The 25,275-nt window shown below is 48.4% G+C and carries 17 protein-coding genes and 6 pseudogenes; 11 read left to right on the top strand and 12 right to left on the bottom strand.

Going from position 1 to position 25,275, the window contains the following annotated elements; genetic code table 11:
* Positions 1-68: 68 nt before the first annotated feature.
* Positions 69-1,517, bottom strand: coding sequence for a cardiolipin synthase (gene cls / locus ACP26L_RS05610; RefSeq protein ID WP_426451559.1), 1,449 nt, complete (start codon positions 1,515-1,517; stop codon positions 69-71).
* 251 nt (positions 1,518-1,768) lie between these two features.
* On the opposite strand from cls, the gene ACP26L_RS05605 reads away from it, so the two are divergent.
* Together ACP26L_RS05605 and ACP26L_RS05600 are read left to right on the top strand one after the other, a co-directional pair.
* The gene (locus tag ACP26L_RS05605; protein WP_426451558.1) at positions 1,769-3,010 is read left to right on the top strand and encodes an MDR family MFS transporter; all 1,242 of its coding nucleotides are present in this window, start codon (positions 1,769-1,771) and stop codon (positions 3,008-3,010) included.
* A 215-nt stretch (positions 3,011-3,225) separates the two neighbouring features.
* Positions 3,226-4,047, top strand: a pseudogene (locus ACP26L_RS05600) (transposase).
* Between the two features lie 217 nt (positions 4,048-4,264).
* Here ACP26L_RS05600 and ACP26L_RS05595 read toward each other — a convergent pair.
* A pseudogene (locus ACP26L_RS05595) lies at positions 4,265-5,451 on the bottom strand (IS256 family transposase).
* A gap of 169 nt (positions 5,452-5,620) precedes the next feature.
* The gene (locus tag ACP26L_RS05590) at positions 5,621-6,280 is read right to left on the bottom strand and encodes an IS5 family transposase (RefSeq protein WP_426451557.1); all 660 of its coding nucleotides are present in this window, start codon (positions 6,278-6,280) and stop codon (positions 5,621-5,623) included.
* 902 nt (positions 6,281-7,182) lie between these two features.
* Between ACP26L_RS05590 and ACP26L_RS05585 the strand changes: the two genes are divergently transcribed.
* The 5 genes and pseudogenes from ACP26L_RS05585 to ACP26L_RS05565 form a co-directional block, all read left to right on the top strand.
* Positions 7,183-8,202 carry a glycosyltransferase family 2 protein gene (locus ACP26L_RS05585; protein WP_426451556.1) on the top strand — a complete coding sequence of 340 codons (1,020 nt, stop codon included), beginning with the start codon at positions 7,183-7,185 and terminating at the stop codon, positions 8,200-8,202.
* A 21-nt stretch (positions 8,203-8,223) separates the two neighbouring features.
* Positions 8,224-8,637 (top strand): GtrA family protein, encoded by a 414-nt coding sequence (locus ACP26L_RS05580; protein WP_426451555.1) that lies wholly within the window; start codon positions 8,224-8,226, stop codon positions 8,635-8,637.
* Positions 8,638-8,826: 189 nt separating this feature from the next.
* Positions 8,827-9,863 (top strand): IS630 family transposase gene (locus ACP26L_RS05575; protein WP_426451554.1). Its coding sequence is split into 2 segments (ribosomal slippage): positions 8,827-9,324 and positions 9,327-9,863, totalling 1,035 coding nucleotides; the frame shifts between segments, so codons are not numbered across the junction.
* Positions 9,864-10,049: 186 nt separating this feature from the next.
* On the top strand, positions 10,050-11,954 hold the full coding sequence (locus ACP26L_RS05570; RefSeq protein WP_426451553.1) for an ArnT family glycosyltransferase: 1,905 nt from the start codon (positions 10,050-10,052) through the stop codon (positions 11,952-11,954).
* A 140-nt stretch (positions 11,955-12,094) separates the two neighbouring features.
* A pseudogene (locus ACP26L_RS05565) lies at positions 12,095-13,444 on the top strand (transposase); the annotation flags it as partial.
* Positions 13,445-14,005: 561 nt separating this feature from the next.
* Here the strand turns inward: ACP26L_RS05565 and ACP26L_RS05560 are convergent.
* Positions 14,006-14,766, bottom strand: a pseudogene (locus ACP26L_RS05560) (IS5 family transposase).
* A gap of 548 nt (positions 14,767-15,314) precedes the next feature.
* On the opposite strand from ACP26L_RS05560, the gene ACP26L_RS05555 reads away from it, so the two are divergent.
* Complete coding sequence (locus ACP26L_RS05555) at positions 15,315-15,461, top strand: IS3 family transposase (RefSeq protein ID WP_426451552.1); 147 nt, start codon at positions 15,315-15,317, stop codon at positions 15,459-15,461.
* 396 nt (positions 15,462-15,857) lie between these two features.
* Here the strand turns inward: ACP26L_RS05555 and ACP26L_RS05550 are convergent, their stop codons facing one another.
* Positions 15,858-16,028 (bottom strand): four-helix bundle copper-binding protein, encoded by a 171-nt coding sequence (locus tag ACP26L_RS05550; protein WP_426451551.1) that lies wholly within the window; start codon positions 16,026-16,028, stop codon positions 15,858-15,860.
* Here ACP26L_RS05550 and ACP26L_RS05545 point away from each other — a divergent pair.
* Positions 16,027-17,250, top strand: a complete 1,224-nt coding sequence (locus tag ACP26L_RS05545; protein ID WP_426451550.1) for an IS256 family transposase — start codon at positions 16,027-16,029, stop codon at positions 17,248-17,250. The genes ACP26L_RS05550 and ACP26L_RS05545 overlap by 2 nt on opposite strands.
* Before the next feature lie 142 nt (positions 17,251-17,392).
* Here the strand turns inward: ACP26L_RS05545 and ACP26L_RS05540 are convergent, their stop codons facing one another.
* From ACP26L_RS05540 to ACP26L_RS05520, 5 genes are all read right to left on the bottom strand, one after another.
* Positions 17,393-17,686: a four-helix bundle copper-binding protein gene (locus ACP26L_RS05540; RefSeq protein ID WP_426451549.1), complete on the bottom strand. Its 294-nt coding sequence runs from the start codon at positions 17,684-17,686 to the stop codon at positions 17,393-17,395.
* A gap of 67 nt (positions 17,687-17,753) precedes the next feature.
* Complete coding sequence (locus tag ACP26L_RS05535) at positions 17,754-19,055, bottom strand: cell wall-binding repeat-containing protein (protein ID WP_426451548.1); 1,302 nt, start codon at positions 19,053-19,055, stop codon at positions 17,754-17,756.
* Positions 19,056-19,076: 21 nt separating this feature from the next.
* Positions 19,077-19,949 (bottom strand): F510_1955 family glycosylhydrolase, encoded by an 873-nt coding sequence (locus ACP26L_RS05530; RefSeq protein WP_426451547.1) that lies wholly within the window; start codon positions 19,947-19,949, stop codon positions 19,077-19,079.
* Between the two features lie 154 nt (positions 19,950-20,103).
* Positions 20,104-21,198 (bottom strand): sensor histidine kinase, encoded by a 1,095-nt coding sequence (locus tag ACP26L_RS05525; protein ID WP_426451546.1) that lies wholly within the window; start codon positions 21,196-21,198, stop codon positions 20,104-20,106.
* Positions 21,195-21,887, bottom strand: coding sequence for a response regulator transcription factor (locus ACP26L_RS05520; protein ID WP_426451545.1), 693 nt, complete (start codon positions 21,885-21,887; stop codon positions 21,195-21,197). Before ACP26L_RS05520 ends, ACP26L_RS05525 begins: the two co-directional genes overlap by 4 nt.
* A gap of 130 nt (positions 21,888-22,017) precedes the next feature.
* Here ACP26L_RS05520 and ACP26L_RS05515 point away from each other — a divergent pair, with 130 nt between their 5' ends.
* Positions 22,018-22,479 (top strand): MarR family winged helix-turn-helix transcriptional regulator, encoded by a 462-nt coding sequence (locus ACP26L_RS05515; protein WP_426451544.1) that lies wholly within the window; start codon positions 22,018-22,020, stop codon positions 22,477-22,479.
* A complete protein-coding gene (locus ACP26L_RS05510) occupies positions 22,466-22,768 on the top strand; it encodes a hypothetical protein (protein ID WP_426451543.1) in 303 nt (100 codons plus the stop codon). Before ACP26L_RS05515 ends, ACP26L_RS05510 begins: the two co-directional genes overlap by 14 nt.
* Positions 22,769-22,802: 34 nt before the next feature.
* Here the strand turns inward: ACP26L_RS05510 and ACP26L_RS05505 are convergent.
* Together ACP26L_RS05505 and ACP26L_RS05500 are read right to left on the bottom strand one after the other, a co-directional pair.
* Positions 22,803-22,955 (bottom strand): annotated as a pseudogene (locus ACP26L_RS05505) (DoxX family membrane protein); the annotation flags it as partial.
* A gap of 48 nt (positions 22,956-23,003) precedes the next feature.
* Positions 23,004-25,208 (bottom strand): annotated as a pseudogene (locus tag ACP26L_RS05500) (heavy metal translocating P-type ATPase).
* Positions 25,209-25,275: the final 67 nt, after the last annotated feature.

Raw genomic sequence — 25,275 nt, 5'->3', positions numbered from 1 at the left:
TGCCGCACCAGATCTTCCCCTATTCCCGGCCTTGCGGACTACGGGTCTGCAGGGGGGCGGTCCGTTCCTTACAAGATAGGCGACAGCAGCCTCGATATCGATTCTTTGAAACGGATCCAGCCGGAGCGCCGCCGATATTCCTGCAGCGTAAGGATACGGGACACGCCGATGTCCCTATGGAAGGCCTCCATGAGCTCACGGGATATTCCCTCGTCGTACAGGAAGGCATTGACTTCGAAGTTCAGCTTGAAGCTTCGTACATCGATGTTGGCTGTTCCGACGGAGGCCATCTGCCCGTCGACCACGAGCGTCTTGGCATGAATGAAGCCGCTGCCGTAGAGGTAGACCACCGCTCCCGACTTCAGGAGTTCACCGATATGGGATAGGGATGCCCAATAAACAAACGGATGATCCGGTTTATCGGGAATCATGATGTTCACCCGCACCCCGGAGAACGAAGCGATCCGCAGCGCATCCAGTATGCTTGCATCCGGGATGAAATAGGGCGTCTGAATATAAATGGACTCGGATGCGGAGGAGATCATTTTTAAATACCCGTTCTTGATATGCTCGAACTCGGAATCGGGACCGCTTGTTACGATCTGGATGCCCACATCTCCATCGAACCTCTGGGCCGGAAACAGACTCGGCATGTAGGTGATGTCGTAATCGTGCGACGCCTGATTCCAGTCCAGGATGAAGCGGATCTGCATGGCATAGACCGCCGACCCCTGAATTCGGACATGGGTGTCCCGCCAATACCCGAACCTCGGATGGAGCCCCAGGTACTCGTCCCCCACGTTGAAGCCGCCGACGTAACCGGTCGTCCCGTCGATAATGACGAGCTTGCGGTGGTTCCGGTAATTCAGGCGGTAGTTGAGCAGACGGAATTTGGACGGAAAGAAGGCCTCCGCTTCCCCGCCCGCCTGCCGGAATTCCCGGAAGAACGCCCTTCCGAGGCTCCTGGAGCCAAGCTCATCGTAAAGCACGCGGACCTTGAGGCCCTCCCGGGCCTTCTTCGTCAAGGCACGGATCAGCCGTACGCCGAGCTCATCGTTCTGGATAATGTAATACTGGAGATGGATATACTCCCGTGCCTCCTCGATATCCCGGAACAGCCGCTCGAACTTCTCCCCGCCGTCCGTGAAGAGGTCCACCCGGTTGTCTTCCGTGAGGAGCGCCTGGTTGTTGATCAGGTGCATATAGATCAGGTCCCGGTTCGCCCTGGCCGCCGGACTCCGGAATTCGAACTGCTGCGTGTTCATCTGTGCCAGCTGCTCCCCGACGATCCGGTCGATGCCGAGCTCCTTCAGATCCTCCCATTGGAACAGCCGGTCCCTCCTCAGATTCTGACCGAAGAGCAGGTACAGCACGAAGCCCAGCAGCGGAATGAATAACAAGACGAGCAGCCACGCCCAGGTGGCCCCGACATCGCGTCTTTCCCGGAAGATGACGAAGACCGCGGAGACCACATTGAGAACAAAGATCAAACCGAGCAGTACCGAGGTTAGATTCATGGTCAGCCTCCTGCTTTTTCTAACGCCTACCTTGTAGTATACCATCCATTCCTGCCGATTCCAGTTTTCCCTATGCAGCCCAGGAGCTTTCCGTTATAATGAAACCGATTTATCATTGACCAAAGGTCAGGACAAACGGCTTCACCGTCCTTTACGGACGATGCGTGTTTATAAGAAATATAAGCTGACGGGATCGAGCACTGGTGAGATATCATTTCTAATATTTTCAAAAAGGGGGCCGTTCTTCCGCCATGCTTCTCTCTTTGCTGCGGTCCGGACGCGACCGTACCACCCTGTTCCTCAGGGAGTACCACCCGATCGTTCACGTGCTCCTTCTCGGCACCATCATGGCCCGGGCGGCTTCCTCCATGAGCATGCCCTTCCTGGCCATCTATCTCGCCAAGCAGTCCGGGCTCAGTCCCCTGCTCATCGGCGCAATTATCGGCCTCGGTTCGCTGGCAGGCACCGCCGGCGGCTTCATCGGCGGCGCGCTCTCCGACCGCTTCGGCCGCAAGCTCATCCTTATGGCTGCCCTGCTGGCGTGGGCGGCCGTCTTCATCGGCTTCGCCGCCGCCAAGGCCCCGCTGGTGTTCATGCTGCTCAACATGCTCAACGGGCTCGCCCGTTCGCTCTATGAGCCGGTGTCCCAGGCGCTGATGGCAGACATCACGCCGCCGGAGAAGCGGCTGAACGTCTTCTCCCTGCGCTACCTCGCCATCAATATCGGCGTCGCCGTCGGTCCGCTGCTCGGCGCTTATGCCGGCGCGGTGCAGGCCTGGCTTCCTTTTCTGCTCACCGGCCTGATCTATCTCCTCTATGCGGCCGCGCTGTATGTGCTGCTGCAGGTCTTCGGCATCCGCCGCATCGAAGGGGAGCACCGCAGCACCGTAACGGTCCGCTCGGCATGGCGTGTCATCCGGCAGGACACGGTCTTCCGCTATTATATGGCGGGCTCCATCATCGGGGCGCTGAGCTATTCCCAGATGATGGTAACCCTGGCCCAGTATGCCGAAGGCAAGGTCGCAAGCGGCGCTGCGCTCTTCGCCCTGCTCATGACCCTGAATGCCGTCACGGTCGTCGCGCTGCAGGTGCCTCTGACCCGCATGTTCCAACCGAAGGGCCCGCTCGCCGCGATCACCGCCGGGACACTGCTGTTCGCCCTGGGGGATCTGGGCTATGCGCTGGCCGGCTCCTGGGGAGCGTTCCTGGTCTCCATGTTCCTCTTCACGCTGGGCGAGATCCTCACCTACCCGGCCGGGAACGTGCTGATCGACAAGCTGGCGCCCGAAGACATGAGGGGAACCTACTATGGGGCCCAGTCGTTCTCGGGGCTCGGACACTTCATCGGACCGGTCCTTGGAGGTTACCTGCTGACGGCCAGCGGCGGGGAAACCCTGTTCGCGCTGATGGCGGGAGTGATGATCAGCGGCCTGTTCTTCTATCGCAAGGGATACCGGCTTTTCGAAGCCGATCCAGGAAGAGAGGCCGGCTGAGTAACCGCCGCATGTAACCGCGAAGGTAACCTGCAAACCGGAGGTGGGACAGACTGTTGGGATTCTCCCGACAGTCTGTCTTTATCCAGTTAATTTAAAACGGCAATGCAGTGATATGTTAAAATGTCTGGTAGAAAATCTGGTGTTCCTTTTGATATCTAAATACATATCAGCTCGAGCCTCAATTGGACTAAGCGCTTATTTGTATTGAGCATATGGTGCCGGACAACCATCTGCTACGACATATTCAAAAACATATAGACTTTTCCTTTATTACAGAGATGGTTCGCTCTTATTACAGCCAAACCCACAGCCGTCCTTCCATCGATCCCGTTATGCTTTTTGATGCTACTCATCGGGTATCTTACGGAATTCGCTCGGAGCGCCGGTTGGAACAGAAAATCAACCTAAATATTGCCTACTGCTAGTTTCTGGGCATTGGTCTCTCCAAAAAAGCACCGGACCACAGCACTATCTGTTGGAACTGGAATTATCGCTTTGAGGGCAAGGAAGTGTTCCAGGAGATTTTCGACCATGTCGTTTCGGGTGGCTATGGATCATCGCAGGGTAGCCGGCGGCGTGCTCATTTATAGACTCGACCCACCCCAAAGCCAATAAACGCAAGCATAACGTGCAAGTAGTGGGATGATCGCCCAAGGAATCCATCGAGGACTTGGAAGGCTCCACCGACGAAAACCGGAGGAAGCATGAAAAAAAGCCATTACAAGTGAAGGAGGTGATGGCGGAGACCAAGATAAGCACAACCGATCCAGAGAGCGGCTTTATGGTTCGTGATGGTAAACCGGAAGGCTTCTTTTACCTGGACCACCGTACGGTGGTAGACCATAAAGACGACTTCATTACGGGACGTTAATATTACCCCAGTGAACGTGCAGGTAAATATCTGTATCGCCTGCGGTCACCGAACTACAGAGCGAAGCTTCGCGGATACCAAAGAGCTCCACGGGCTTCGCTATTGCCGATTTCGGGGAAAGGAAAAAGTTCGGGAACAGGCATTGATGACCGCAGCTGCATAGAACATAAAGAAAATCGCCCTCCACCTTGCCAAGAATGCAAAGTAGAGGGCGATTGCAGTTTAATTCATCAAGAGGAGCTACTTTTAACCATAGGTGCCGGTCCAACAGGTAGCGTCAAGAAGTTTGTGTATCAAGAGCATAGGGGACTCATGGAATCGACAGATTTGAATACTGGATGTTGTGAGTGTAGCTCAAGCGAAGGCGCGGGAGCTGTCTTTTAGGTTTGACTCCCATACTTCTGCTGGTACATGGTCTCGAATGCCCGTTTGGTTTCTTCCATGCCAAAACCTCGAATGATCCGGTTCATCCAACGGTTGTTGTAGTCCGACACGACTAAATAAGCTACCTTTTCTGCAGCATCTACATTCGGCACACTATTCATCGGGTAAAAGCGCTTTCGGATTTCCTTTACAGTTCTCTCGATGGAATTGGTCGTATATATGCTTTTTCGTACATCTTCCGGATATTTAAAGAACGTCAGCAGAACCGGCAAATCCTTTCTCCAGGACTCGATTTCCCGAGGATAGATCTTGGACCACTTGAGTTCTACAGCGTAAAACTGCTGCATCGCTTGCTCGTACCGTGGAGCCGTATAGACCAGTTTCAGGTCTTTCATAAACTCCACCTTGTCCTTAACGCGGATCTTCCGAAACGTATTGCGCACTTTGTGCACAACGCATCGCTGCACGTCAGCTTTCGGGTAAACGCGCTGTGAAACGCATCTTCAAGCCCCGTAAGCCCGTCAAAGACACCCAGCAGAATCTCGGTAGCGCCGCGCTGATAGAGTTTTTGTAAAAAGGTGTTCCAACCATGCGCACTCTCATTACCACCTACGATGAAACCAAGCACCTGGCGATACCCTTCTTCGTCGATGGCCATCGCTACATAAATAACCTCATTGGCTACACTGTCGCGCCGAAGATTAAAGTGAATCCCATCGATGTATAACACGGAATAACGTTTGTTCAGCGGGCGCTGCTGCCATTCATGAACGTCTTTCAGCACCGTATTGGTAATGTTGCTGACCGTAGTAGGTGAATAGTGGGTACCGATGATGGATTCAATGAAATCACCTAATTCACGTGTGCTCATACCGCCTTTATACATGCGGATGACCGCCTCTTCCAGCCAACCATCCCGGCGTTGATAGGGCTCGAAGAGCTGTGTTTGGAACTCTCCTTGTCTGTCGCGTGGTACTTGCAGATCGTCGATCTTACCGAACTTGGTCTCGAGGGTACGTGTGTAGTACCCATTTCGTGTATTGTGCGTGTCTTCCGGTTGTTCTACCGTCAAGAAATTAGCGATTTCCTCACGCATGAGCATTTCGAGTTTATTCTTAACGAAGTCACGCACTGTATTTTCCAATTGTTTGATAAAGCTTGTGTCGTGTATACTAGGATTCATGGTAGGGTGATCTCCTCTCGTGGGTCTGGACAATTCCGAGAGTACCCTACCTTCTTTGTGTTTGTTAACACTCCAAATCTTGGTACACAAACTATTTTACGTCATCGGTCCAACCCGTAAAATAAAACGAAAAACAGCATTTTCAATCAATTAGGGCCTGTATACAAACCTATGCAAGCCACACCATAATCGAAGCTAGGGTCAAAAATGCCCTAAACGTACAGGCCAATTTATCATAGCGTGTGGCTAATCGGCGATAATTCTTCACTTTATTGAAAAAGCATTCGATCAGATGCCTCTCCTTGTAGATTTCCTTATCCCATTTCCGCGGTTTCAGACGGTTTTTCTTACTTGGAATCACCGAAGTGGCGGATTGTTCCTTTAAAAGGTGGAGAATCCGGTTGGTATCATAAGCACGGTCGGCCAGGACCTGCTTTTTCGTTAAGTCCATCTGCTCAATCCGCCTCGGGACCGCCCAAAATAGCTTGCTTAAGGGTCCCCCTTTTGCGCCGGCCCCATGCTGATGGACCCGGACAATTGTCGCGTCAATCATAATACTTTCGAAATCGGGTTCAATCGAAACATGCTCTAAGATCCGATCCCAAATGCCGGCTATTTTCCAGCGACAGAACCGGCTGTAGACGGTGAACCAGGATCCGTAATATTCCGGTAAATCCCGCCAAGGCGCACCTGTTCGCGCTACCCACAGCATGGCGTTCAGAATCTGGCGATGGTCGTTCGGGGGTCTCCCTCCTTGTGGTTTTCTTTCGGCTGGCAGCAGGTCCTTGATATTATCCCATTGGTCGTCACGAATTTCATATCGTCTCATCATATCTATTATTTACCCATTTTATTGGGTCATAGTTTGCATACAGGCCCTAGACCAACCGGAGGGTGGAGCCGTTTGGTTTTTATGGATTCTCGAAGCGCAGCCTACTCCTTCACCTACCCTTAGACTCCTGCAGCGGGCAGATTAAACCATCGCTTTACCCCCAATTGCCTAGAGGCAATCGCGCCATCTCCTATAGGGACTTATCCTTCATTCAGACTATGACGTACAACATGCCAAGCAAGGCCTACCAAAAACTTCTGAGGAAAACGAATTCAGCATGAGCCGCAAAAGGAACATTATGGTAGTGCCCCTATGGAATCCTAACGGGTCTCCAAGACATGGGATGCCATATTTAATATATCTAGCTATTCTACAAATCTACGAAGAACACTTTCGTCCAATAACTACGTTACGCCATAAGCTAAGACAAGCAGTATAGAACACGACAAGTTATATGAATTTTCACTTTTTATGGAGCAAGGTTACAGCAGAGCAGATTGGTTGCGATGGAGATGACAAAACCGAGATCAATGTGAAGAGGAGTAGAAGCATGGCACATCTCTTTTATGGAACATGACACATTCAGTACAGGACCTGTCGGACAGCAGGGAAATAACTGCAATATTAAATTGGCTTTTTAACTGTTACCTATTCCGTTTGTATCCCTCTTATCATCAGCAAGAATACACCAATCCCACGAGAGCCTCAGTTACTCTTACCCAATTTCTGAAAACTGTCGTCATTCCGTTTATATTATAGTATTATGTTTAGGGTATTATTAATGTTCGAATAAAATAACATTCAATTTAGTCCCCTATAATACCATCCTTGCTAGAACCATCAACTTAAAAGTTAAAATCAGATCTAATCTGCACAATAGTTATTTAGGAGTGATATTTGTGTCACAGCAAAAGCTAATTTTACCCCGATTATTCATTGTTTCGCCCTGCTACAATGAAGAAGAAGTACTACCTGAGACCATTTCAAGATTAACCGCCATACTCAAACATCTAGTTCGTGATAATTTGATTAAATCTAATAGCGGCATGCTTTTCGTTGACGATGGTAGTCGGGACAATACTTGGAGCATTATCCATCAATATAATAAATCAAATCCATTTGTCTGTGGGCTTAAATTAGCACGAAATGCCGGACATCAAAATGCTTTATTAGCCGGTCTAATGGCTGCAAAAGAGGAAGCCGATATCGTTATATCAATCGATGCCGATTTACAAGATGACTTGGATGTCATACGACAATTTATCCTAGAGTATTCTAAAGGATATGACATAGTTTATGGTGTCCGCAAAAGCAGGGAAACAGATACTATTTTCAAACGAACAACAGCACTTGCCTTTTATCGACTGATGGAGAAAATGGGAGTAAATGTTGTTTATAATCACGCAGATTATCGACTTTTATCTAAAAGGGTGCTCGATAATTTAGACCGTTTTGAAGAAGTTAATTTATTTTTGAGAGGGCTTATCCCGTTAATCGGATATAAATCAACGAACGTTTTTTATGATAGACAGGAGCGTTTTGCTGGTGAATCCAAATACCCTCTAAAAAAAATGCTATCTTTTGCATTTGAAGGTATAACCTCATTTAGTGTAAAACCTATTCGATTCATCACTACTATAGGGTTTGCTTTGTCTGTTTTAAGTGTCGTTATGGCCTCATACGCACTAGTACAAAAATTAATTGGTAATGTTATCTCCGGATGGGCATCCATTATGATATCGATATGGTTCATTGGTGGAATTCAATTAATCAGTTTGGGGTTAATAGGTGAATATGTCGGAAAAATTTATAAAGAAACCAAACGTCGACCTAGGTACATTGTTGATGAAAGGCTCTCTTCCTTTAGCTCGATTAATGGTGAAGAAATAAAAAATCGTGAACTGGTTTATCATAAATAAGACTTTCAGGATAGGTGTCAAATGAATTTAAATCACAGCTTCTTTCGGTTTCTTTTAGTTGGAGCCATTAATACAGCTTGCGGCTTGTCTATTATTTTATTATTCATCAACCTTTTTCATATCGAATACTGGTGGGCAACATTCATAGGAAACTGCATTGGTGCTTTAGTAAGTTATACGTTAAATAAAAGGTTTACATTTAAGAATACAACAACCTCAGCAAAAAAAAACTTTATGCCGTTTGTTATTGTCATTTTATTGTCTTATTTTGTAGCATATAGTTTAGGTCTTCTTATTACAGATTCTTTAAAATTTAACACAAACATTCCTGAGCAATGGATAAAAAACCTTTCCGTCTTCGTTGGTTCAGGATTTTATACTATATTAAACTACATTGGACAGAGGTTTTTTGTCTTTAGAGAAAATAATTCTTAAAGATGGTCCGAACTTATAAAAGCTAGGCTTTCCACTCATATCATTGGGCAGCCTGACTGGATGGCATTATCTTCTATCCATAAATTTATTCCGAGTTATATAAAATCAATTTAAGAACTACCTCTTAAAAAATCGGGCGCCCTTAGATAGGGTAATAATGGGAATAACAACCATTTAGGACGTGATCCCATGGCAAGCACCGAAGAAAAGCATATGGTTGAAAGAGCACTTCGCGAGACTTCCGACAAACGAATGTATGAACGTTATTTGGCTGTTCTCCATCGCCTTGAGGGACGTACGATTAAAGACATTTCGAAAATGATCAAACGCACGGAAAAAACTACCGCCGGTTACATTCATAGCTTTGAACGTCACGGCATTAAAGGACTCGCGCTAGGCCATTCACCCGGCAAACCCCGCCGGCTTACCGACGAGCCAGAAAAGATCCTGACGGAAACCATTGCATACAAGCGACCAGTCGACGTGGGGATCGAGGCTAAGTATACATGGACGCTTAAGCTGGCCATTCTCTTTGTCGAGCGGGATTTCGAAGAAAGCTATACTGAAAAGGGAATGTCTGTCCTGCTGCATCGACTCGGTTTTAGCCATACCAAAGCAACCTATACCATGGAATTGGCCGATCCGCAGGAGCAGGCGGCGTTCAAGTCGGAGACCTTCCCTGCACTAAAAAAAAGCTGATGAACCAAGAGATCGACCATTTGCTTTTTGAAGACGAGTGTATGATTCGGGCATACCAATCCCTGCAATACAATTGGTTCCCGACAGGGCAACAGCGAAAGGTTCCGACTTATGGCCGCCATGAAGGAGCAAAACTGTTTGGTGTGCTGAATTACGAAACAGGGAAGGTACTCTACCGTGACGGTGAGCGATATGACGCCCATGCTTTCATCCGGTTCCTCGATGCCGTCTTGAAGGACTATCCGGAAGGTAAAATCGCGATGGTCCTGGATAACGGACAAATTCATCATGCTGCACAGGTGCAAGCCTATCTGCAAAAGCATAAACGGCTGCAGTTCGTTTTTCTGCCGAAGTACTCGCCGAATCTCAACTTAGTTGAAGGTCTATGGAAATGGCTGAAAAGCGATGTCGTCCACAACGTGTTTTACAAGAAGTTTTATCACATTCGCATCAACGTTGCCGCCTTCATGAAACGCATCAATGCCAATCCGATGGAGGTTATCGATCGGCTGTGTATCCAAATGTAATTCATAAGTTCAATCTATATAGTTGCATATTGACTCAAATGAACTCACAAATATTCCATTTCTTCGTGATGAGAGTAAATTTTACAATTGTAGAGATATCTTGTATATTTCTGCTCTTCCTATCATTCGTACCAATCAATCAAAATCTATTTTGTTCTAAACTAGTTTGAAAGGGATAATTATTTTATGGTGCTTAACAAAGCAAAACATTATTTGAATTCATATTCAGTAACAATTTATTGGGTGATAGTAATATTTCTGTTGATCAATGCTGGACATAATTTTTTATATAATTTAGGAACAAGTCAAATCGTTGATTGGGATGAAGCTCGTCATGGAGTAAGTGCCTATGAAATGATAAAAAACAACAATTACTTTGTAAATACTTATAGTTATCAACCTGATTTTTGGAACCTTAAGCCACCTTTAAGCTTTTGGTCTATAGTTCTTGGATATAAAATAGCTGGATTTAATCCACTTGGTTTACGGTTGTTCTCTGCTATTTTTGCACTTCTGACACTATTGATCATTATTCTATTTGTCCAATTTAAACATGGTAATCTGGCTTCTATCCTTTCAGGCGTAGTATTCACTACAAGCACCCAATATTTATTTTATCATGGTGCTAGGACTGCCGATGCCGATTCTCTATTTGTTTTGCTATTTACAAGTGCCATTGTGTCTGTACTGCTTGTTGAGCAAAATACAAAGTGGCTGTATCTTGCTGGTGTCATGTTTTCTTTAGCTTTTTTAACAAAAAGCTGGCATGCAATAAGCATCATGGGAGTCATCTTTTGTTATTTACTCATCTCATTTAAAAAGTTAAATCTCTCCATAAAAAATTATTTGTTTTTTCTCCTTTCAGTTGTAGTTCCCATCTTCCTTTGGTTAGCCTGTAGGTATCCATATGACGGGTTAAGTTTTCTTAAAGAAATGATAAACTATGACCTCTTGGCAAGAACCTCTAGACCATTAGAAGGCCATACTGGCGGTAAAGATTACTATTTTGGCGTTCTCAAACAACATTACGTCTATTGGTTGTTAGTCTTAATTGCAGTCCTTTCCGCTTACTTAAGTCGTGTAACACTTATAAGCCAGCGCACTTATCACTACCTTATAGGAATATTTCTCTGGATTGGTATTCCGTTTATTTTATTCAGTATTGCAAAAACCAAAATACCTTGGTACATACTTCCAATTTATCCTCCCTTAGCAATAGTTATTGGAGTGCTAAGCGCAAAAATTTTGTCATTACCTAAAAAAATTGAAGTTAAAATTTTGCTTTCGTTATTCCTATTATTTAGTATTTACCAATATGAGAAATTCATTATTGAAACCTTACATTCTACCTCTCAAAACAGCGAACAGAGTATGCAAATGTTATTACAAGATTTTCAGGAGTCGAAATCATATAATGGTAAAAAATTAATATATTATAACCCGTCAAATAAAGATGAATTATCCCAGAGTCTTCTACTAGCAGGTGAACTTTATGGTGATTTTAAAATGTTCAAAGGAACTCCCCAAGACCTGGAAAAGGACCCCTCGGCTTTATTAATGTTTGCAAAAGCACCAGAAACTGAAAGATTAATAACGGACTATAACTTGGTAGTGATAAATAATAATGAATGGGGATATGTAACAAGTAAGAATTCTTTAGATCAGCATCTATTAAATTCCCAAAATCATGACAAGAAAATAAGTATCCTTGAAGAGAACACAAGGTTAACGGATAATATAACTATTCAAGAAATATTTATTTATCCGCAGTTAGCAAGCAAGGAATATAAAGTAGTTGTTAAATTTTCCCCAGGTACGAAACCTGATGAATTGGCCAATTTTAAGCTCAAATTCCATCTTAGGGAAAGGGCTAATGACATTGAATTTAAAAATTTAGATTTTTTTGGGGATAGCGCCATAAGTATAGAAGGGCAATTATATCTTATTAATGACGTTAAGAGTGAGTGGAGTTCATTCGAACAGTTGGATATTGGTTTGTATCAAACAAAAGAAACACGCGAAGGTGTATTTGACTTCATTAACCATGGAGAGCAAATAACCATAAATCGAATAATTAACCTAACTAAGTAAGCTTATTGATAGTAAATTGTTGTCAAGACTCTCAATAAGACAATTGAAGAGTCACTTTCATAATTCCAAACCCTTGCTCTAGCTGGATTTTCAGAGCAGCAAAAAAGGAGTACCTACCCAAATACAGCATGATTCTCAAAAAAACGCATGACCTCTAACCTGCCCTGCGCGTTCTCAACAAGAGAACGCACAGAGGCAGGCCAGAAGAGCTGAACCACGCAGCCATGGTATACGCTATGCTCATTGGGACCATTGAACGTATTCCGACCACAAAAGATTTGCTGAAGCGTTTGCGGACAAATGAAGAGTTCCGCAGGACGTGCCGTTTTCGCGGCTCCGACGCTGTTCCTAGTGAAGCTTCATTTTCGCGGTTGTATACAAAACTCGCCGACTCCGGTGTGTTGTGGGAGTTGCAGCGCCAAGTCATTTCCCTCGCCGCTGCGGCGGGATTCATTTCTCCCAGTGTTATTAGTTTTGCCTCTACCCATGTAGAGGCAGAGGAACGCCAACCGCGGAAAGAACAGGAAGCGGAATCGAAGGTCGAGTCTAACGAACAACCTGTCCTGCTTGAAATGGAACACTCCCCATCCGCTAGCGCTAAGCGTCTGGAAGACCCGCGGAAAAAATATAAAAGGGGTGCGCCTACGAAGGCAGAGGCGGAGCGCCGCCGTCTGGAAAGAGAAGCATGGGAAGCTTCTTTGCCCCTGTTCGAACGAAAACTTGAGGATATGCTCCCTTACACGTTTGAGCAGCTCAAACCGCTGATTCCTACACATCCAAGTACAAGCAGTAAAAACGGATCCAACGGAAAACTCATGTGGTGGCATGGATACAAACTGCATATTCTCGCAGACAGTAAAGGGCATTACATTTTGAGCGCCCTTTTCAGTTCGGCTCACGTAAATGACGGACGGCTGGCGATTCCGCTGCTAAAGAAGTTTCAAGCGGATTTTCCTGACTGGAACGTCAAACACGCCTTGGCTGATGCTGGATATGATTTTATGGCTGTCTACAAACAAGTAAGGAGCTTGGGAGCCTGGCCCCTAATTGACTATAACGAGCGAGCCAAAAAGCCGCCGGAGGGATTGAATGAGAATTTTCATCCGGTGTGTCAGGAAGGGCACTCTTACGTATATGACAGCTTCGATGTCAAATACAAAAGCTTAAAATTCACTAGGCCCAAAGAATGCAAAGCATGCCCGCTACAAAAAGGCGGCAAGTGTCAAAGGGTCTACAAAATCAAGGTAGAGAAGGATCTCAGACGATTTACCGTACCAGCCAGAGGCAGTGAATCTTATAAAAAATTATACAAGAAGCGGACAACGGTTGAGCGAATCTTTGCCTATCTGAAGGGCTACTACGGATTGGGGGCATCCAGGAAGCGCGGTAAAAGAGCTGAGGTTGACGCTGCCCTGAGCGTTCTTAGCTACACACTTTGTCAGTATGCTGTTGATTGCATGCGTCAGAAGCAACGAAAACAGGCAGCCTAAGATTTAGCCACCTGTTTTAAAAATAGCGTTTTAGAAATTCTGCCTTTTCGAAGACTGAGCGGAACAATTATGAAATATCCTCTTGAAATCCCTTAATCTTAAGCTGGCGCAGGTACTCTACTGTGTCAGCTTGTTTCTTTTGACTTGATTACTATACTATGAACCTCCCTCTTTGCCTTCATACTTCCTATCCTTAGTATGTAAGAGCTTTTCCCGAATTAGTGGTAGTAAAGGGTATGAGGTGCGCGAAGATGCAATCTAACCCCCGACCCTATCCAATGAATTTTGGAATTAAATCAAAAATAAAATTCCAAACGAAAACGAGGTGCAAATCGTGAATTCGTGAGTACTAGAAAAAACCACGCGTTGGAAGACAACCAACCGAACCACGTAATGTCTTGGGGGATTCTGTATATTTTTCGTGCCGGCTATCAGTGGAACGCGGTTCCGACCTGAGGCGGCGATGAAGATGGATAAAACGTCAATAGAGATTGCATTACTGAATGAATTCGTGAAAGGAAATTCAGAAAAACAGTTATAAACTAGGGCCTGTATGCAAACCTATGCGAGCCACACCATAATCGAAGCTAGGGTCAAAAATGCCCTAAACGTACAGGCCAATTTATCATAGCGTGTGGCTAATCGGCGATAATTCTTCACTTTATTGAAAAAGCATTCGATCAGATGCCTCTCCTTGTAGATTTCCTTATCCCATTCCCGCGGTTTCCGGCGGTTTTTCTTACTTGGAATCACCGAAGTGGCGGATTGTTCCTTTAAAAGGTGGAGAATCCGGTTGTTGTCATAAGCACGGTCGGCCAGGACCTGCTTTTTCGTTAAGTCCATCTGCTTTAGCATCTCGTAGCCGGTTACCGAGTCATGACATTGGCCTCCGGTCAGCACAAACCGCAGCGGGTTCCCCAGGGCGTCGACGACCGCGTGGATTTTGGTGGTCAATCCGCCTCGGGACCGCCCAATAGCTTGCTTGAGGGTCCCCCTTTTGCACCGACCCCATGCTGATGGACCCGTACAATTGTCGCGTCAATCATGACACTTTCAAAATCAGGTTCAATCGTAACGTGCTCTAAGATCCGATCCCAAATGCAGGCGATTTTCCAGCGGCGGAACCGGCTATAGACGGTAGACCAGGAGCCGTAGTATTCAGGCAAATCCCGCCAGGGCGCACCTGTCCGCGCCACCCACAGCATAGCGTTCAGCATCTGGCGATGGTTGTTCGCGGGTCTCCCTCCTTGTGGTTTTCTTTCGCCTGGCAGCAGGTCCTTGATTTTATCCCATTGGTCGTCACGGATTTCGTATCGTCTCATCATATCTATATTTACCCATTTTATTGGGTCATGGTTTGCATACACGCCCTAGATACCTGGCTGTGCGCCTTCATGGAAATTTACTCTCTTCGTTGACCCGAAGGGATTTTTCTTATGGCAAAAAAAAGGAAACATTCAACCGTTATGACGAAGATATAAAGAAAGGAGCGGTAAGACTCCGTTGGAAGAAGAATAGAGCTATCCCACGATTTTGATGAAGTTTGGTATTAAAAGTGACACTCAAATCATCAACTGGTTTCGTATTCCATAGCGGTGAAACGAAGACTACCGAGGCAAATGGACAAAGAAGCTCTTTAACTCAGTAGATGAAGAGAATGCCTACTTGAAAGCGCAGGTAGAATACTTAAAAAAGCTTAATCCAAATCTACATGGGGAGGGAAGTTGGATAAGCAAACCAGGTTCGAGTCGAGAAATGACGCTGATTTTCCTACAACACTTCTATGCAGGATCGCAGAGGTTTCACGAGCAGGTCACTATAAGTGGTTTACAACGTATGAATCGCGTAAAGTACGATTGGAAGAGACTGCGTGCTCAAAGAACATATCCTTGTTATTCACTGTATCCGGCCTCATTACGGCTATTTCCGTATGCGTACGGCCTTACGCAAAGAAGGCTTCATCGTAAACCACAAAAGGTACGCCGGCTCATGCAAGATCTTGGAATTCAGTCTGTGATACGGAAGAAATGACCCTTCGCCGGCCGAAGCCTTCTGTCTTTTTTCCAAATGTGTTAAAACCGGGAGTTTGCGGCAAAAGCAGCAATGTTCAAATTAGTGACCGACATTACCTATGTTCCGTGCGGGGCATGGATTCCTGTGTCTTTCCGTGATTCTGATCTGCCAATAACGAGATCATAGCATGGAAACTGGGGGAACAAACGATTTAAACCTCGTGTTGGAGACGGTAAAACAGGTGAAAGCCCCTCATTTTCACGCAGCCCTATAAGAATAGAAACTCATCCTACTATCATACGGAGTATAAAGTGAACAAAAGTGTCAACTGCTTTTCAGTTAGAAATAAAAGAGCAGCTATTGCTGCCCTCTTGCCTCTTGCTAATTATATTATTTGTTTTCAAGCCACCATCGAGCGGCAAGCTCTCGCACAGAAGAAGCAAGCTTCAGCACAACGCTGACAATGATCGTGGTTAAGGTCTGTAAAATAAAATGTGTAACCTCTTAAACCGGAGAAAAAATGGAAATACTGAATTCCATATAAACCAACCGGACCGGAGGAACTGCACATGACTCAAAGTAAGTTTTGGACCAAGCAAGATCTACGTGCTTTTGTAAAAGAACACAATTTCACTTCCCCTGAGCAAATCCAGATCACCTTAAAAGAATTGTTCAAAGATGTACTTCAAGAAGCATTGGAAGCTGAACTGGATACGCAGCTCGGTTATGACAGGCACGACGTGAAGAATAAACAGACCAAGAACAGCCGCAATGGCTATACCAAGAAAACGGTGACCTCGGAATACGGCGATGTGGAGATTCAAGTGCCTCGTGACCGGCTCGGAGAGTTTAACCCTGTTGTGGTCAAAAAGCATCAAACAAACGTTACCGGCATCGAAGATCAAATCGTTGCGCTGTATGCCAAGGGTGTGAGTACAAGGGACATTCAGGATCACCTGGAGCATTTGTATGGTGTAGAAGTCTCCCCGACGCTCATATCCAATGTCACCAATAAAATTGTTCCCCTAATTAAGGAGTGGCAAAACAGGCCGCTGCAAAGCGTCTATACGGTTGTCTTTTTGGACGCCATTCATTTTAAAGTCAAGCAGGACGGGCATATTGTGAACAAAGCGGCCTATATGGTCATTGGCATTGATCTGGACGGAAACAAAGACGTGCTTGGCATCTGGATTGGCGAGAACGAAACCGCGAAGTTTTGGCTCAGTGTGCTAAATGAGCTTAAAAACCGTGGGGTTCAAGATATACTTATCACTTGTGTCGACAATCTGTCGGGATTTTCTCAAGCCATAGCCGCCAGTTTCCCGCAAACGGAGATCCAAAAGTGTATCATTCATCAGATCCGTAACTCCATTCGCTACGTTTCCTACAAAGACGTAAAGAAGGTTACAGCAGACCTCAAGCCGATCTACAAAGCACCGACCGAGGAAGCCGCACAGCTGGAGATGGACAAATTTGAGGAAACGTGGGGCGAGAAATATCCGCTTATTGTGAAGTCCTGGCGGCAGAACTGGGATGAGCTTACGACTTTCTTTAGGTATCCAGCCGAACTGCGAAGGCTGATTTACACCACAAACATGATTGAGAGTTATCACCGGCAGCTGCGCAAAGTGACCAAAGGAAAAAGCATCTTTCCCACCGACGAATCGTTGCTGAAGATGCTGTATCTCTCCACCATGGATGTACTGAAAAAGTGGACCGGCCGCGTGCAGAATTGGGGGCAGATTTTGCTGCAATTGACCGTGTACTACCCCGAGCGTGTCCAAGTACGCTAAAAGCAGCTTTACTTGGAGAGGTGGGCATGGTAGGCTGATCGCCGGCGCGAGGAGGCTTCCAGCCAACTCGGCCACTCGCGATATTCCATGCCCACAGAGGCTCCAAGTCAAGCTGCGGAACAACCCTTAACTAGAATCGGCGTTAAAAGGTTACACAAAATTCTTGACAGACTCCGTGGTTATGTTTTCTGCATTCCTCCCCACAGGCTTCGCAGACTTCCGCACAAATTCGAGTTAGTTCCTTGGCGTAAGAAGCCCCTATAAACATCGCCTGCGCAGCAAAGCTACAAATGTCAGCACACTCTCTGTAGAGTTTAATGCATTCTTTCATTATTGCAGTATGCTCTTCTTTTAAACAAGCATCGTAGCAATGATTGCATGCCTGCATACATCGGATACATTCCTCAATACAGGCCTGGAACTGTTCGTGCGACATCCTTCTACCCCCCCTTCGGAATTGTTATCTATTATTACTTAACCCACTAGCAATTTCCCACACATCTCTAATGCTTCATTCCCTCGTGCCCGCTGCCGTCAGGCGCATCCGCCTTCGGAGTCTCTGCCGCCGTGCCGGCCGCATGCCCTGCTCCGTGCGCGCCGTGACCTTCGCCGGACTCCGACACGATCTCCAGCATCGTATCGATCTCTCCCTGAGCCGCGGCGCTCAGCGCATCCTCGCTGCCTGTCAGCCAGGCGTGGTTATATGGCCCTTCGGTCGGAGACTTCTTATACTTCGGCTGCAGAGACATCACATAGTTATGCACGCTCTCCGGCATTTTCTCCTTATCCGTCCAGAGCAGCGGCGCATGTTTGCCGAGATGTGAGAAAGGTGCTGCTGCCAATGCCGCGCCCGGCGTATCCTTGCTCACGAAGGAGAAGTTGTGGCCTGGCGTGGTGATGCCCCAGCCGAAGTCGGTCACCGGATCTTTGTACTTTGCAAAGGCAACGGCGTTCTCGTACGGGTCGTTCCCTGCAATCCGTACGACCCTGCCATACTGGCCGAGCTCCTTCTCCACCTTCGCGGACACGACCGATTCGGGACCGAGGATGTACATATTCGCTTTGCCGCCGCGGACCTTCAGGGCGTCGGCGGTCTCCTGCGGGACCTCATCCTTCTTCACATAGAGCAGCGGCTCCGGCATATGGGCGATCCAGTTCACGGCCGGCATCGTATATTCCTGGCTGTCCATCGAACCGACGATCACCGACGGGGGAACGTCCTTCGTGACCTTCGAATAGTAAGCATCGATGGCCTTAGCCACAGCAGCCGGTGTGCCGCCCGCGATCTTGTCCGTCTTGAAGCTCAGCCCTTTCACCTGCTCCTCCACCTTGGCCTCGAGGTCGCCGACGAGCACAACCTGAACGCCGCTGTTCATCTCCACGCCGGCAGGCTTCAACCGCTTCAGTTCATTCAGCGTAACCTCCGGAATGCCATCCTTCTTCACGAACAGAACAGGCCCGTTGTTCGGATGATGAATCAGGTCCGCACTCGCCAGCGCCGTCTGCCACTCATCCGCATTCGCCAGGACGATGCCGCCCGGCCGGTTTGCGTCATTGGTCGCCGGCCAAAGTGTCCGGGAGACGAGCACCGCGGCTTCCGCTGGATCACTTGTATTGATCCGGGTCGTGTTCTTGGAAGCAATCCAAGGCTGCCCGCTGCCCGCTGGAGCCGCGGCGCCCTGCTGCCCGGTGTTCCCCATGTTATGTCCCTCATGCTGCGAGGCAGAATCAGCAGCCTTCAGGCATCCCGACAGCGCCAATGCAGTCGCCGCTGTCACCATACCAACTTTAAGCATTCTATTCATGATTTCATTCCTCCCGCAGGTTTAATTACTCTCCGCCGCTTGTCCTTCTTTGGCGATCTGCGTCCAGGTGGCTCCATCATCCGAAGTCACGTAGACATTCTTCTTCTCGGTGGTGTAAGCCGCTTTCTTCGGGTCGGCAGGGTTCGCCGAAATATACGTAATCGCCTCTCCGGCGGAAGCGGGCTTCCAGCTCTCGGCCTGCCCGGTATCGGGGTTGACCTTCCTCAGTTCCACCGTCCCCGTACTGCCGATGATGAGCTCCCCTGGGCCCGTGAAGGTCAGCGCGCTTGCCGGCTTCGGATCGAGCAGCGCATAGGTCTGCCCGTAATCGCGGGATACATAGGTACCTACCGTTGTTCCGATGGCCGAGATCTTATCGTCGGACGGGTGAACGGCCAGTGACGTAATTTGCCCGGTTACCCCTGCCATCGCGGCAGAAGTCCATGTCTTTCCCTCATCCTTGCTGTAAAATAAGCCTTTTTGTTTCATTTTTGAATTCGGTTCCGGGTTCAGGGTATATAAGGTATGTGTCCGGTAACTCACCGCTAAGCCGTGAAGATCAACTTCCCCTTCCAGGGCCAATACGGTAATGGATTTGCCTTCATCCGTGCTCCGGATCAGACCGAGCGGATTCTTGTACCGCGTTCCCTCAGCCGGGTGGCCGCTGCTGTAGAATCCGTTGTCGGCTGCCGAGAAGCCCATATAATCGTGCTTGTCGCCCGGGGCATCGCTCCATGCCCCTCCCGCATAAATCTTGATTCCGTTATGTACCGGAATGTAGAGCCGCTCCCCGTCGCGGGAATAGCCCAGTCCGTGAATATGCAGGAAGGCCGTGCCTCCGGCAGCCTCATGCTCGTGGGGCTTCGTGTTCTTCTGCCGCCGGTTTTTTGGCACAGGCAGTGACTCCGGCCGCCAAGGCAGCCGCCAGCGCCAGGATGATGATCTTTTTCAGAATGGCTCCCCCTTTCGTAATCTGGTGCGTTCCTACCCTTCCGATCTTCAGACCCAGTATACCCTTCACTTTTGAAGATCCTGTGTAGATATGTTCTTAGTCCGAAAGTTCCCTAACTTGGGGCAGGCGGATATGAAATACAGCTCCTTGGCCGCTCTCAGCCCAAACGTGGCCGCCATGTGCCGTGACCAGCTTTTTGACGATCGTTAGCCCTAGTCCACTGCCGCCAGTCCTGCGACTGCGTGACTTTTCACCTCTGTACAGTCTTTCAAAAATAAAAGGCAAATCTTCCTTCGGGATCCCTGTTCCAGTGTCTGCAATAGTTAATTTAATGAAGGTTTGCCCATGGAAACTCTCCTCAGCAGCTTCAATACGCGCTTGTCCCCCTGGCGGAGTGAAGGCAAGAGCATTGGTCAACAGGTTAACCAGAATCTGGGTCATCCGGTTTCGATCGGCCTGCAGGTGAATGTCTCTCTTGCAGGTGAACGATAGGCGAACTTTTTTCTCCAGATATGCCGCGGAAACCACCTCTACTCCATTGGCAATCACGGAATACAGCTGCTCCTCTTTACACTCCAGCCTAAACTCGGGAGATTCCATGTAGGTTAGCTCTTCCAACTCAGCGACCAGCTGGGTCAACCGTTCAATCTCTTCATAGCAGGAATGGATTCTCTCGGGAGTCGGATCCCAGATCCCGTCTTCGAAGGCACGCATGTGGCTCTTCAGCGTGGTTAACGGAGTACGCAGTTCGTGGGCGATATCCTCGGTCATCGTCTTCCTCAGTCCGTTCTGGACGCTCAACTGCTCCGCCAGCTTGTTGAGTGAATTGCCCAGTTCTGCCAGTTCGTCCTTCCCCCGGACGTGGGCCCTGACGTCGAGCTGTCCTTCCGACATTTGTTCTGCGACCCGTTTCATATCTACAAGGGGGGCTGAAATGCGCTTGGCTGTATAGATTGCAATCAAGACAGCCAGGATCATCGAACCCGCAAAAGTCCATAGAATCGATTGGAGCAAGGCCTGCTCCAAATGGTAATCCAGCTGCGGAAGATCGTGGTTCAAGCCCTGCGTGCTCTGCTGGTACATCGAAATATGATAATGGGTACCGAGCATGATGCTGACTGTTGAGATCAACAGAATCCCTGCAGCTATCGAAACGATGAGCAGGGCCAAGCGGGTATGCAGCCTGTTCACCGGGCACCTCCCGCGAAGCGGTAGCCGGAGCCGTACACCGTAACGATATACTTCGGATTCCGGGGATCGCTCTCCAGCTTCTGCCTAAGGTTCTTCACATGCTGGTCAATCGTCCGGATATCCCCTTCAAAGTCATACCCAAGCACTTTCTCAATCAAATCTTCCCGCGTAAAATGCCGCTGCGGGTATTTGGCAAGACACAGAAGCAGCTTGTATTCGTTCGGGGTCAGATTAACCGGCTCACCTTTCAGGAAAACCAGCCTCTTCAAGGAATCAATAACGAGCTCCCCCTCTTGAAAAGAGAGACGGTCCGCCAGCAGCTGACTGTCATCGGAACGCCGCAAGATGGTGCGGATCCGCGCGACGACTTCGCGTGGGTCAAAGGGCTTTATCACATAGTCATCCGCCCCCAGCGACAGTCCTTTGATTCGGCTGTTCTCCGATACCTTAGCCGTCAGCATAAGGATAGGCACTGAATTCATGCTTCGTACCGTTTGGCACAGCTGCTCTCCATCCATATCGGGCAGCATCAGATCAAGGACGATCAGATCGACGGGCTCACTCTGTAGGATTTGCAGCGCTTCTCTTCCGGCAGCAGCCTCCAACGTATGGAATCCATCCTTTTGGAGATACGATACCACGACATCACGAATCTTATCTTCATCATCCACTACCAGAATTCGTTTCATAAGTTCTCCCCCCAACTTAACCCCATTATACTACCCCCCCCGTATCCATTCGCGAACAATAAGATTTCCTTTTCTGCTTTATTGGTGTATAGTACATCATATGTATAATACACATACAGGAGGGATAAGGTTGAAGCCTGAGAAGACACTTGAGTTGAGAAAACAAATCCAGCAGTTTGTCCGGCAGTTTGGTTTAATGGATGGACACAAGACCCCCTGCGGGTTTCCTCTGTCCGTATCTCAGGTCTACGCCTTAGAGGAATTGGAGAAGCAGCAGCGGTCCGTGACAGAATTGGCCGGACACCTGCATCTGGAACGAAGCTCGGTCAGCCGGCTGGTCGACGCGCTAGTCAAGGAAGAGTTTGTCCGTCGTGACATCAACGAAGCGAACCGGAGAGAATTGATCCTCACCTTGACCGACAAGGGAAGCCGTGTCCTCAACCAGGTACGCGAGCAATCCCTGCAGTTTTATGAGCAGATTTTCGGTGTTTTACCAGACGAAGATCACGCTTTAATCCATGAGGCCTTCGGCAAATTAAATATCGCCCTCTCCAATTATCTGGGAAAGGAACATCCGAATGACACCGAATAAAGGCTCGGCTGCAGCCGGTGTATTCTCTTTTGTCTTCTCTCTCATTGCTTCGTCTCATCACTGGATTCATATGGGTATCCTGTTCGTCCTGGGCGGCTCGACCAACATGATGTCCACGGTAACCGGAATACGGCGTTTCATGATTACAGCTACCTTGGCCACCGCCTTTTTCTCACTCTATAGCCTCTTGAAGCACCCGCACAGGAAACGCTCCGCCACCTGGGTAACCTTCGCCTCCACCCTGCTGTCCCTGGGCCTTGTCGCTTACACGCTGCTGCAGATGGGCTAGTAAAGGCATACGGAAGGGGAGATCCGACGACCAGTTCTAGAATGATAGCGCCTGTCAAAAGCACCGGGATAAAGGGAAGCCCCTTCATCGCCATCCAGCCGGCGGTATTATCCCAAGCCATGATTTTGAAGAAACCCATGTAAGCAAAGATCAATCCAATGATCACTCTTCCCACCGTGAATTCCATGCTCTTCATTGTTTTCATCCTCCACATATCCATATTGGAACGGATAGCTTACAGCTTTACCCTCTGCAGCCGAAGCGCGTTCAGAACGACCGACACCGAGCTGAGAGCCATAGCAGCACCTGCAAGCCAAGGAGCTAAGAAACCTGCTGCTGCGATAGGGATGCCGATCACGTTGTAGGCCAACGCCCAGAATAGGTTGATCTTGATGTTTGCCATGGTCTTCTTACTCATAAAGATCGCGTCCGGAATGCTATTAAGATCTCCCCGCATTAAGGTGACATCGGCGGCTTCCATCGCAACATCCGTACCCGTTCCTATAGCCATGCCGATATCAGCCGTGGCGAGCACTGGTGCGTCATTGATCCCATCACCGACCATCGCCACTTTGCGGCCCTGCGCCTGGAGTTTTTTGACTTCGTTCGCTTTCCCTTCGGGCAGCACTTCGGCCAGAACCCGCTCAATCCCTACTTCTTTGGCGATGGCTTCAGCCGTCCGCTTGTTATCGCCTGTGATCATAATAACCTCGATACCAGCTGTTTGAACCGACCTACCGCTTCGTTCGATGTCTCTTTGATCGTATCGGCTACAGCTACGAGTCCTGCATAAGAACCGTCTACGGCAACCAGCATGGCCGTTTTACCGTCCGCCTCCAGTCTTTCCATCAGCGGCAGCATCTGCTCAAAAGGAATACCATGCTTTGCAAGCAGCTTACGGGTACCAATCAGCAGATCTTTACCATCTACCACCGCCCGAATACCGAAACCCGGAATAGCCTCAAACGAATCTGCTGCTCCAAGCCCAATTCCTCTATCTTGTATTCCTTTGACAATAGCCTCTGCAAGCGGATGCTCTGAGTTCCTCTCCGCTGTTCCAACAAGGGCCAGGAATTCCTCCACGTCTCCGCCTGCTAGTGTAACCACATCCGTAAGCTCCGGTTTCCCCTTGGTCACCGTTCCATACTGCGAAAGCAATGAACGCTATTCCAACGACAATGGGAACAAAGATTCCGGAGATCTGGTCAGCTACCCGCTGAATGGGAGCTTTCGAACCTTGTGCTTCTTCTACGACCTTAACGATCTGGGCGAGTGCCGTCTCCTTGCCGACCTTCGTTGCCTTTACCTGCAGGGAACCGTTCTTGTTAAGCGTTGCACCAATGACGGCATCGCCTTCCTTCTTGGTTACCGGGATGCTCTCTCCCGTCAGCATCGATTCGTCAACAGAGGAAGTACCTTGAATAACCATGCCGTCTACGGGAATCTTTTCCCCCGGCTTTACCAGTACAATGTCGCCTGTTACTACTTCCTCGACAGGAATGCTGACTTCCACACCGTCCCGCAGCACCAATGCCGTCTTGGCCTGAAGCCCCATCAACGTCTTGATAGCTTCAGAGGTCCGAACCTTGGCAAGGGACTCGAAGAGCTTACCCATGATGATCAGCGTGATAAGAACAGCGCTGGTCTCATAATACATTTCGGGGGCATGGTGACCACCTGCCTGTGTCCACTGCAGGGTAAGATAGATGCTGTAAAAGTAGGCTGCCGACGTGCCGAGTGATACAAGCACATCCATATTGGCACTTTTATTCCGGAGCGCCTTATAAGCCCCCGTATAGAAGGGCCAGCCGATCCAGAACTGCACGGGAGTCGCCAAGGCCAGTTGAAACCAAGGGTTCATGAACAGCTCAGGTGCCCAGATGAAAGACGTCCAGCTGAAGTGGCCCACCATGGACCACAGCAAGGGCAGCGACAAGACGGCCGAAACGATAAGCTTGCGCTTGTGTCTGTGGATCTCCTCTTCACGCTGCTCGGCGGCACCGCTGCTCTCTTCCTTAGGTGCTGCCTTATAGCCGAGCTGTTCCACTTTGCGCAGCATGTCACTCACAGTTACTTCCGTACCGGAATACTCGACGTGAGCTGTCTCCATCGCAAAGTTAACCGATGCTTTCGTGACGCCGGGAAGTTTGCTCAGCCCTTTTTCGATTCGGTTTGCACAGGCGGCGCAGGTCATTTCGCTAATCGTAAGTTCTGCCGTTTCCTTCACGGTTCTATAGCCGAGATCGCCGATCTTTTTCTCCACTGCGTTCAAATCCACGCTTGCCGGGTCGAAAATAACCGTTGCTTTCTCCATTGCAAAGTTAACGTTCGCCGACTCTACTCCGCTCAGCTTGCGCAGCCCTTTCTCGATCCGATTGGCGCAAGCAGCGCAGGTCATCCCTGTAATTTGAAGTGTTGCCTGTGATGTTGTCCTAACCAATCTCCTTTCTGCCTCAACCTATCAGCGACAGTCCATCATGTTGGCTGTATCGCGGTTTGTTTTTCTT

It is taken from the genome of Paenibacillus sp. S-38 (assembly GCF_049942825.1).
Classification (GTDB): Bacteria; Bacillota; Bacilli; order Paenibacillales; family NBRC-103111; genus Paenibacillus_G.
This window is presented reverse-complemented; position numbering and strand designations above follow the sequence as displayed.

What these genes read in the sequence shown, in the direction of transcription:
- ACP26L_RS05580 (WP_426451555.1), top strand. Translation starts at nt 8,224, where the DNA reads ATGAATTTAAATCACAGCTTCTTTCGGTTTCTTTTAGTTGGAGCCATT.
- ACP26L_RS05605 (WP_426451558.1), top strand. Translation starts at nt 1,769, where the DNA reads ATGCTTCTCTCTTTGCTGCGGTCCGGACGCGACCGTACCACCCTGTTC.
- ACP26L_RS05550 (WP_426451551.1), bottom strand. Translation starts at nt 16,028, where the DNA reads ATGTGCAGTTCCTCCGGTCCGGTTGGTTTATATGGAATTCAGTATTTC.
- ACP26L_RS05520 (WP_426451545.1), bottom strand. Translation starts at nt 21,887, where the DNA reads ATGAAACGAATTCTGGTAGTGGATGATGAAGATAAGATTCGTGATGTC.
- ACP26L_RS05590 (WP_426451557.1), bottom strand. Translation starts at nt 6,280, where the DNA reads ATGAGACGATATGAAATTCGTGACGACCAATGGGATAATATCAAGGAC.
- cls (WP_426451559.1), bottom strand. Translation starts at nt 1,517, where the DNA reads ATGAATCTAACCTCGGTACTGCTCGGTTTGATCTTTGTTCTCAATGTG.
- ACP26L_RS05540 (WP_426451549.1), bottom strand. Translation starts at nt 17,686, where the DNA reads ATGTCGCACGAACAGTTCCAGGCCTGTATTGAGGAATGTATCCGATGT.
- ACP26L_RS05570 (WP_426451553.1), top strand. Translation starts at nt 10,050, where the DNA reads ATGGTGCTTAACAAAGCAAAACATTATTTGAATTCATATTCAGTAACA.
- ACP26L_RS05510 (WP_426451543.1), top strand. Translation starts at nt 22,466, where the DNA reads ATGACACCGAATAAAGGCTCGGCTGCAGCCGGTGTATTCTCTTTTGTC.
- ACP26L_RS05535 (WP_426451548.1), bottom strand. Translation starts at nt 19,055, where the DNA reads ATGAATAGAATGCTTAAAGTTGGTATGGTGACAGCGGCGACTGCATTG.
- ACP26L_RS05545 (WP_426451550.1), top strand. Translation starts at nt 16,027, where the DNA reads ATGACTCAAAGTAAGTTTTGGACCAAGCAAGATCTACGTGCTTTTGTA.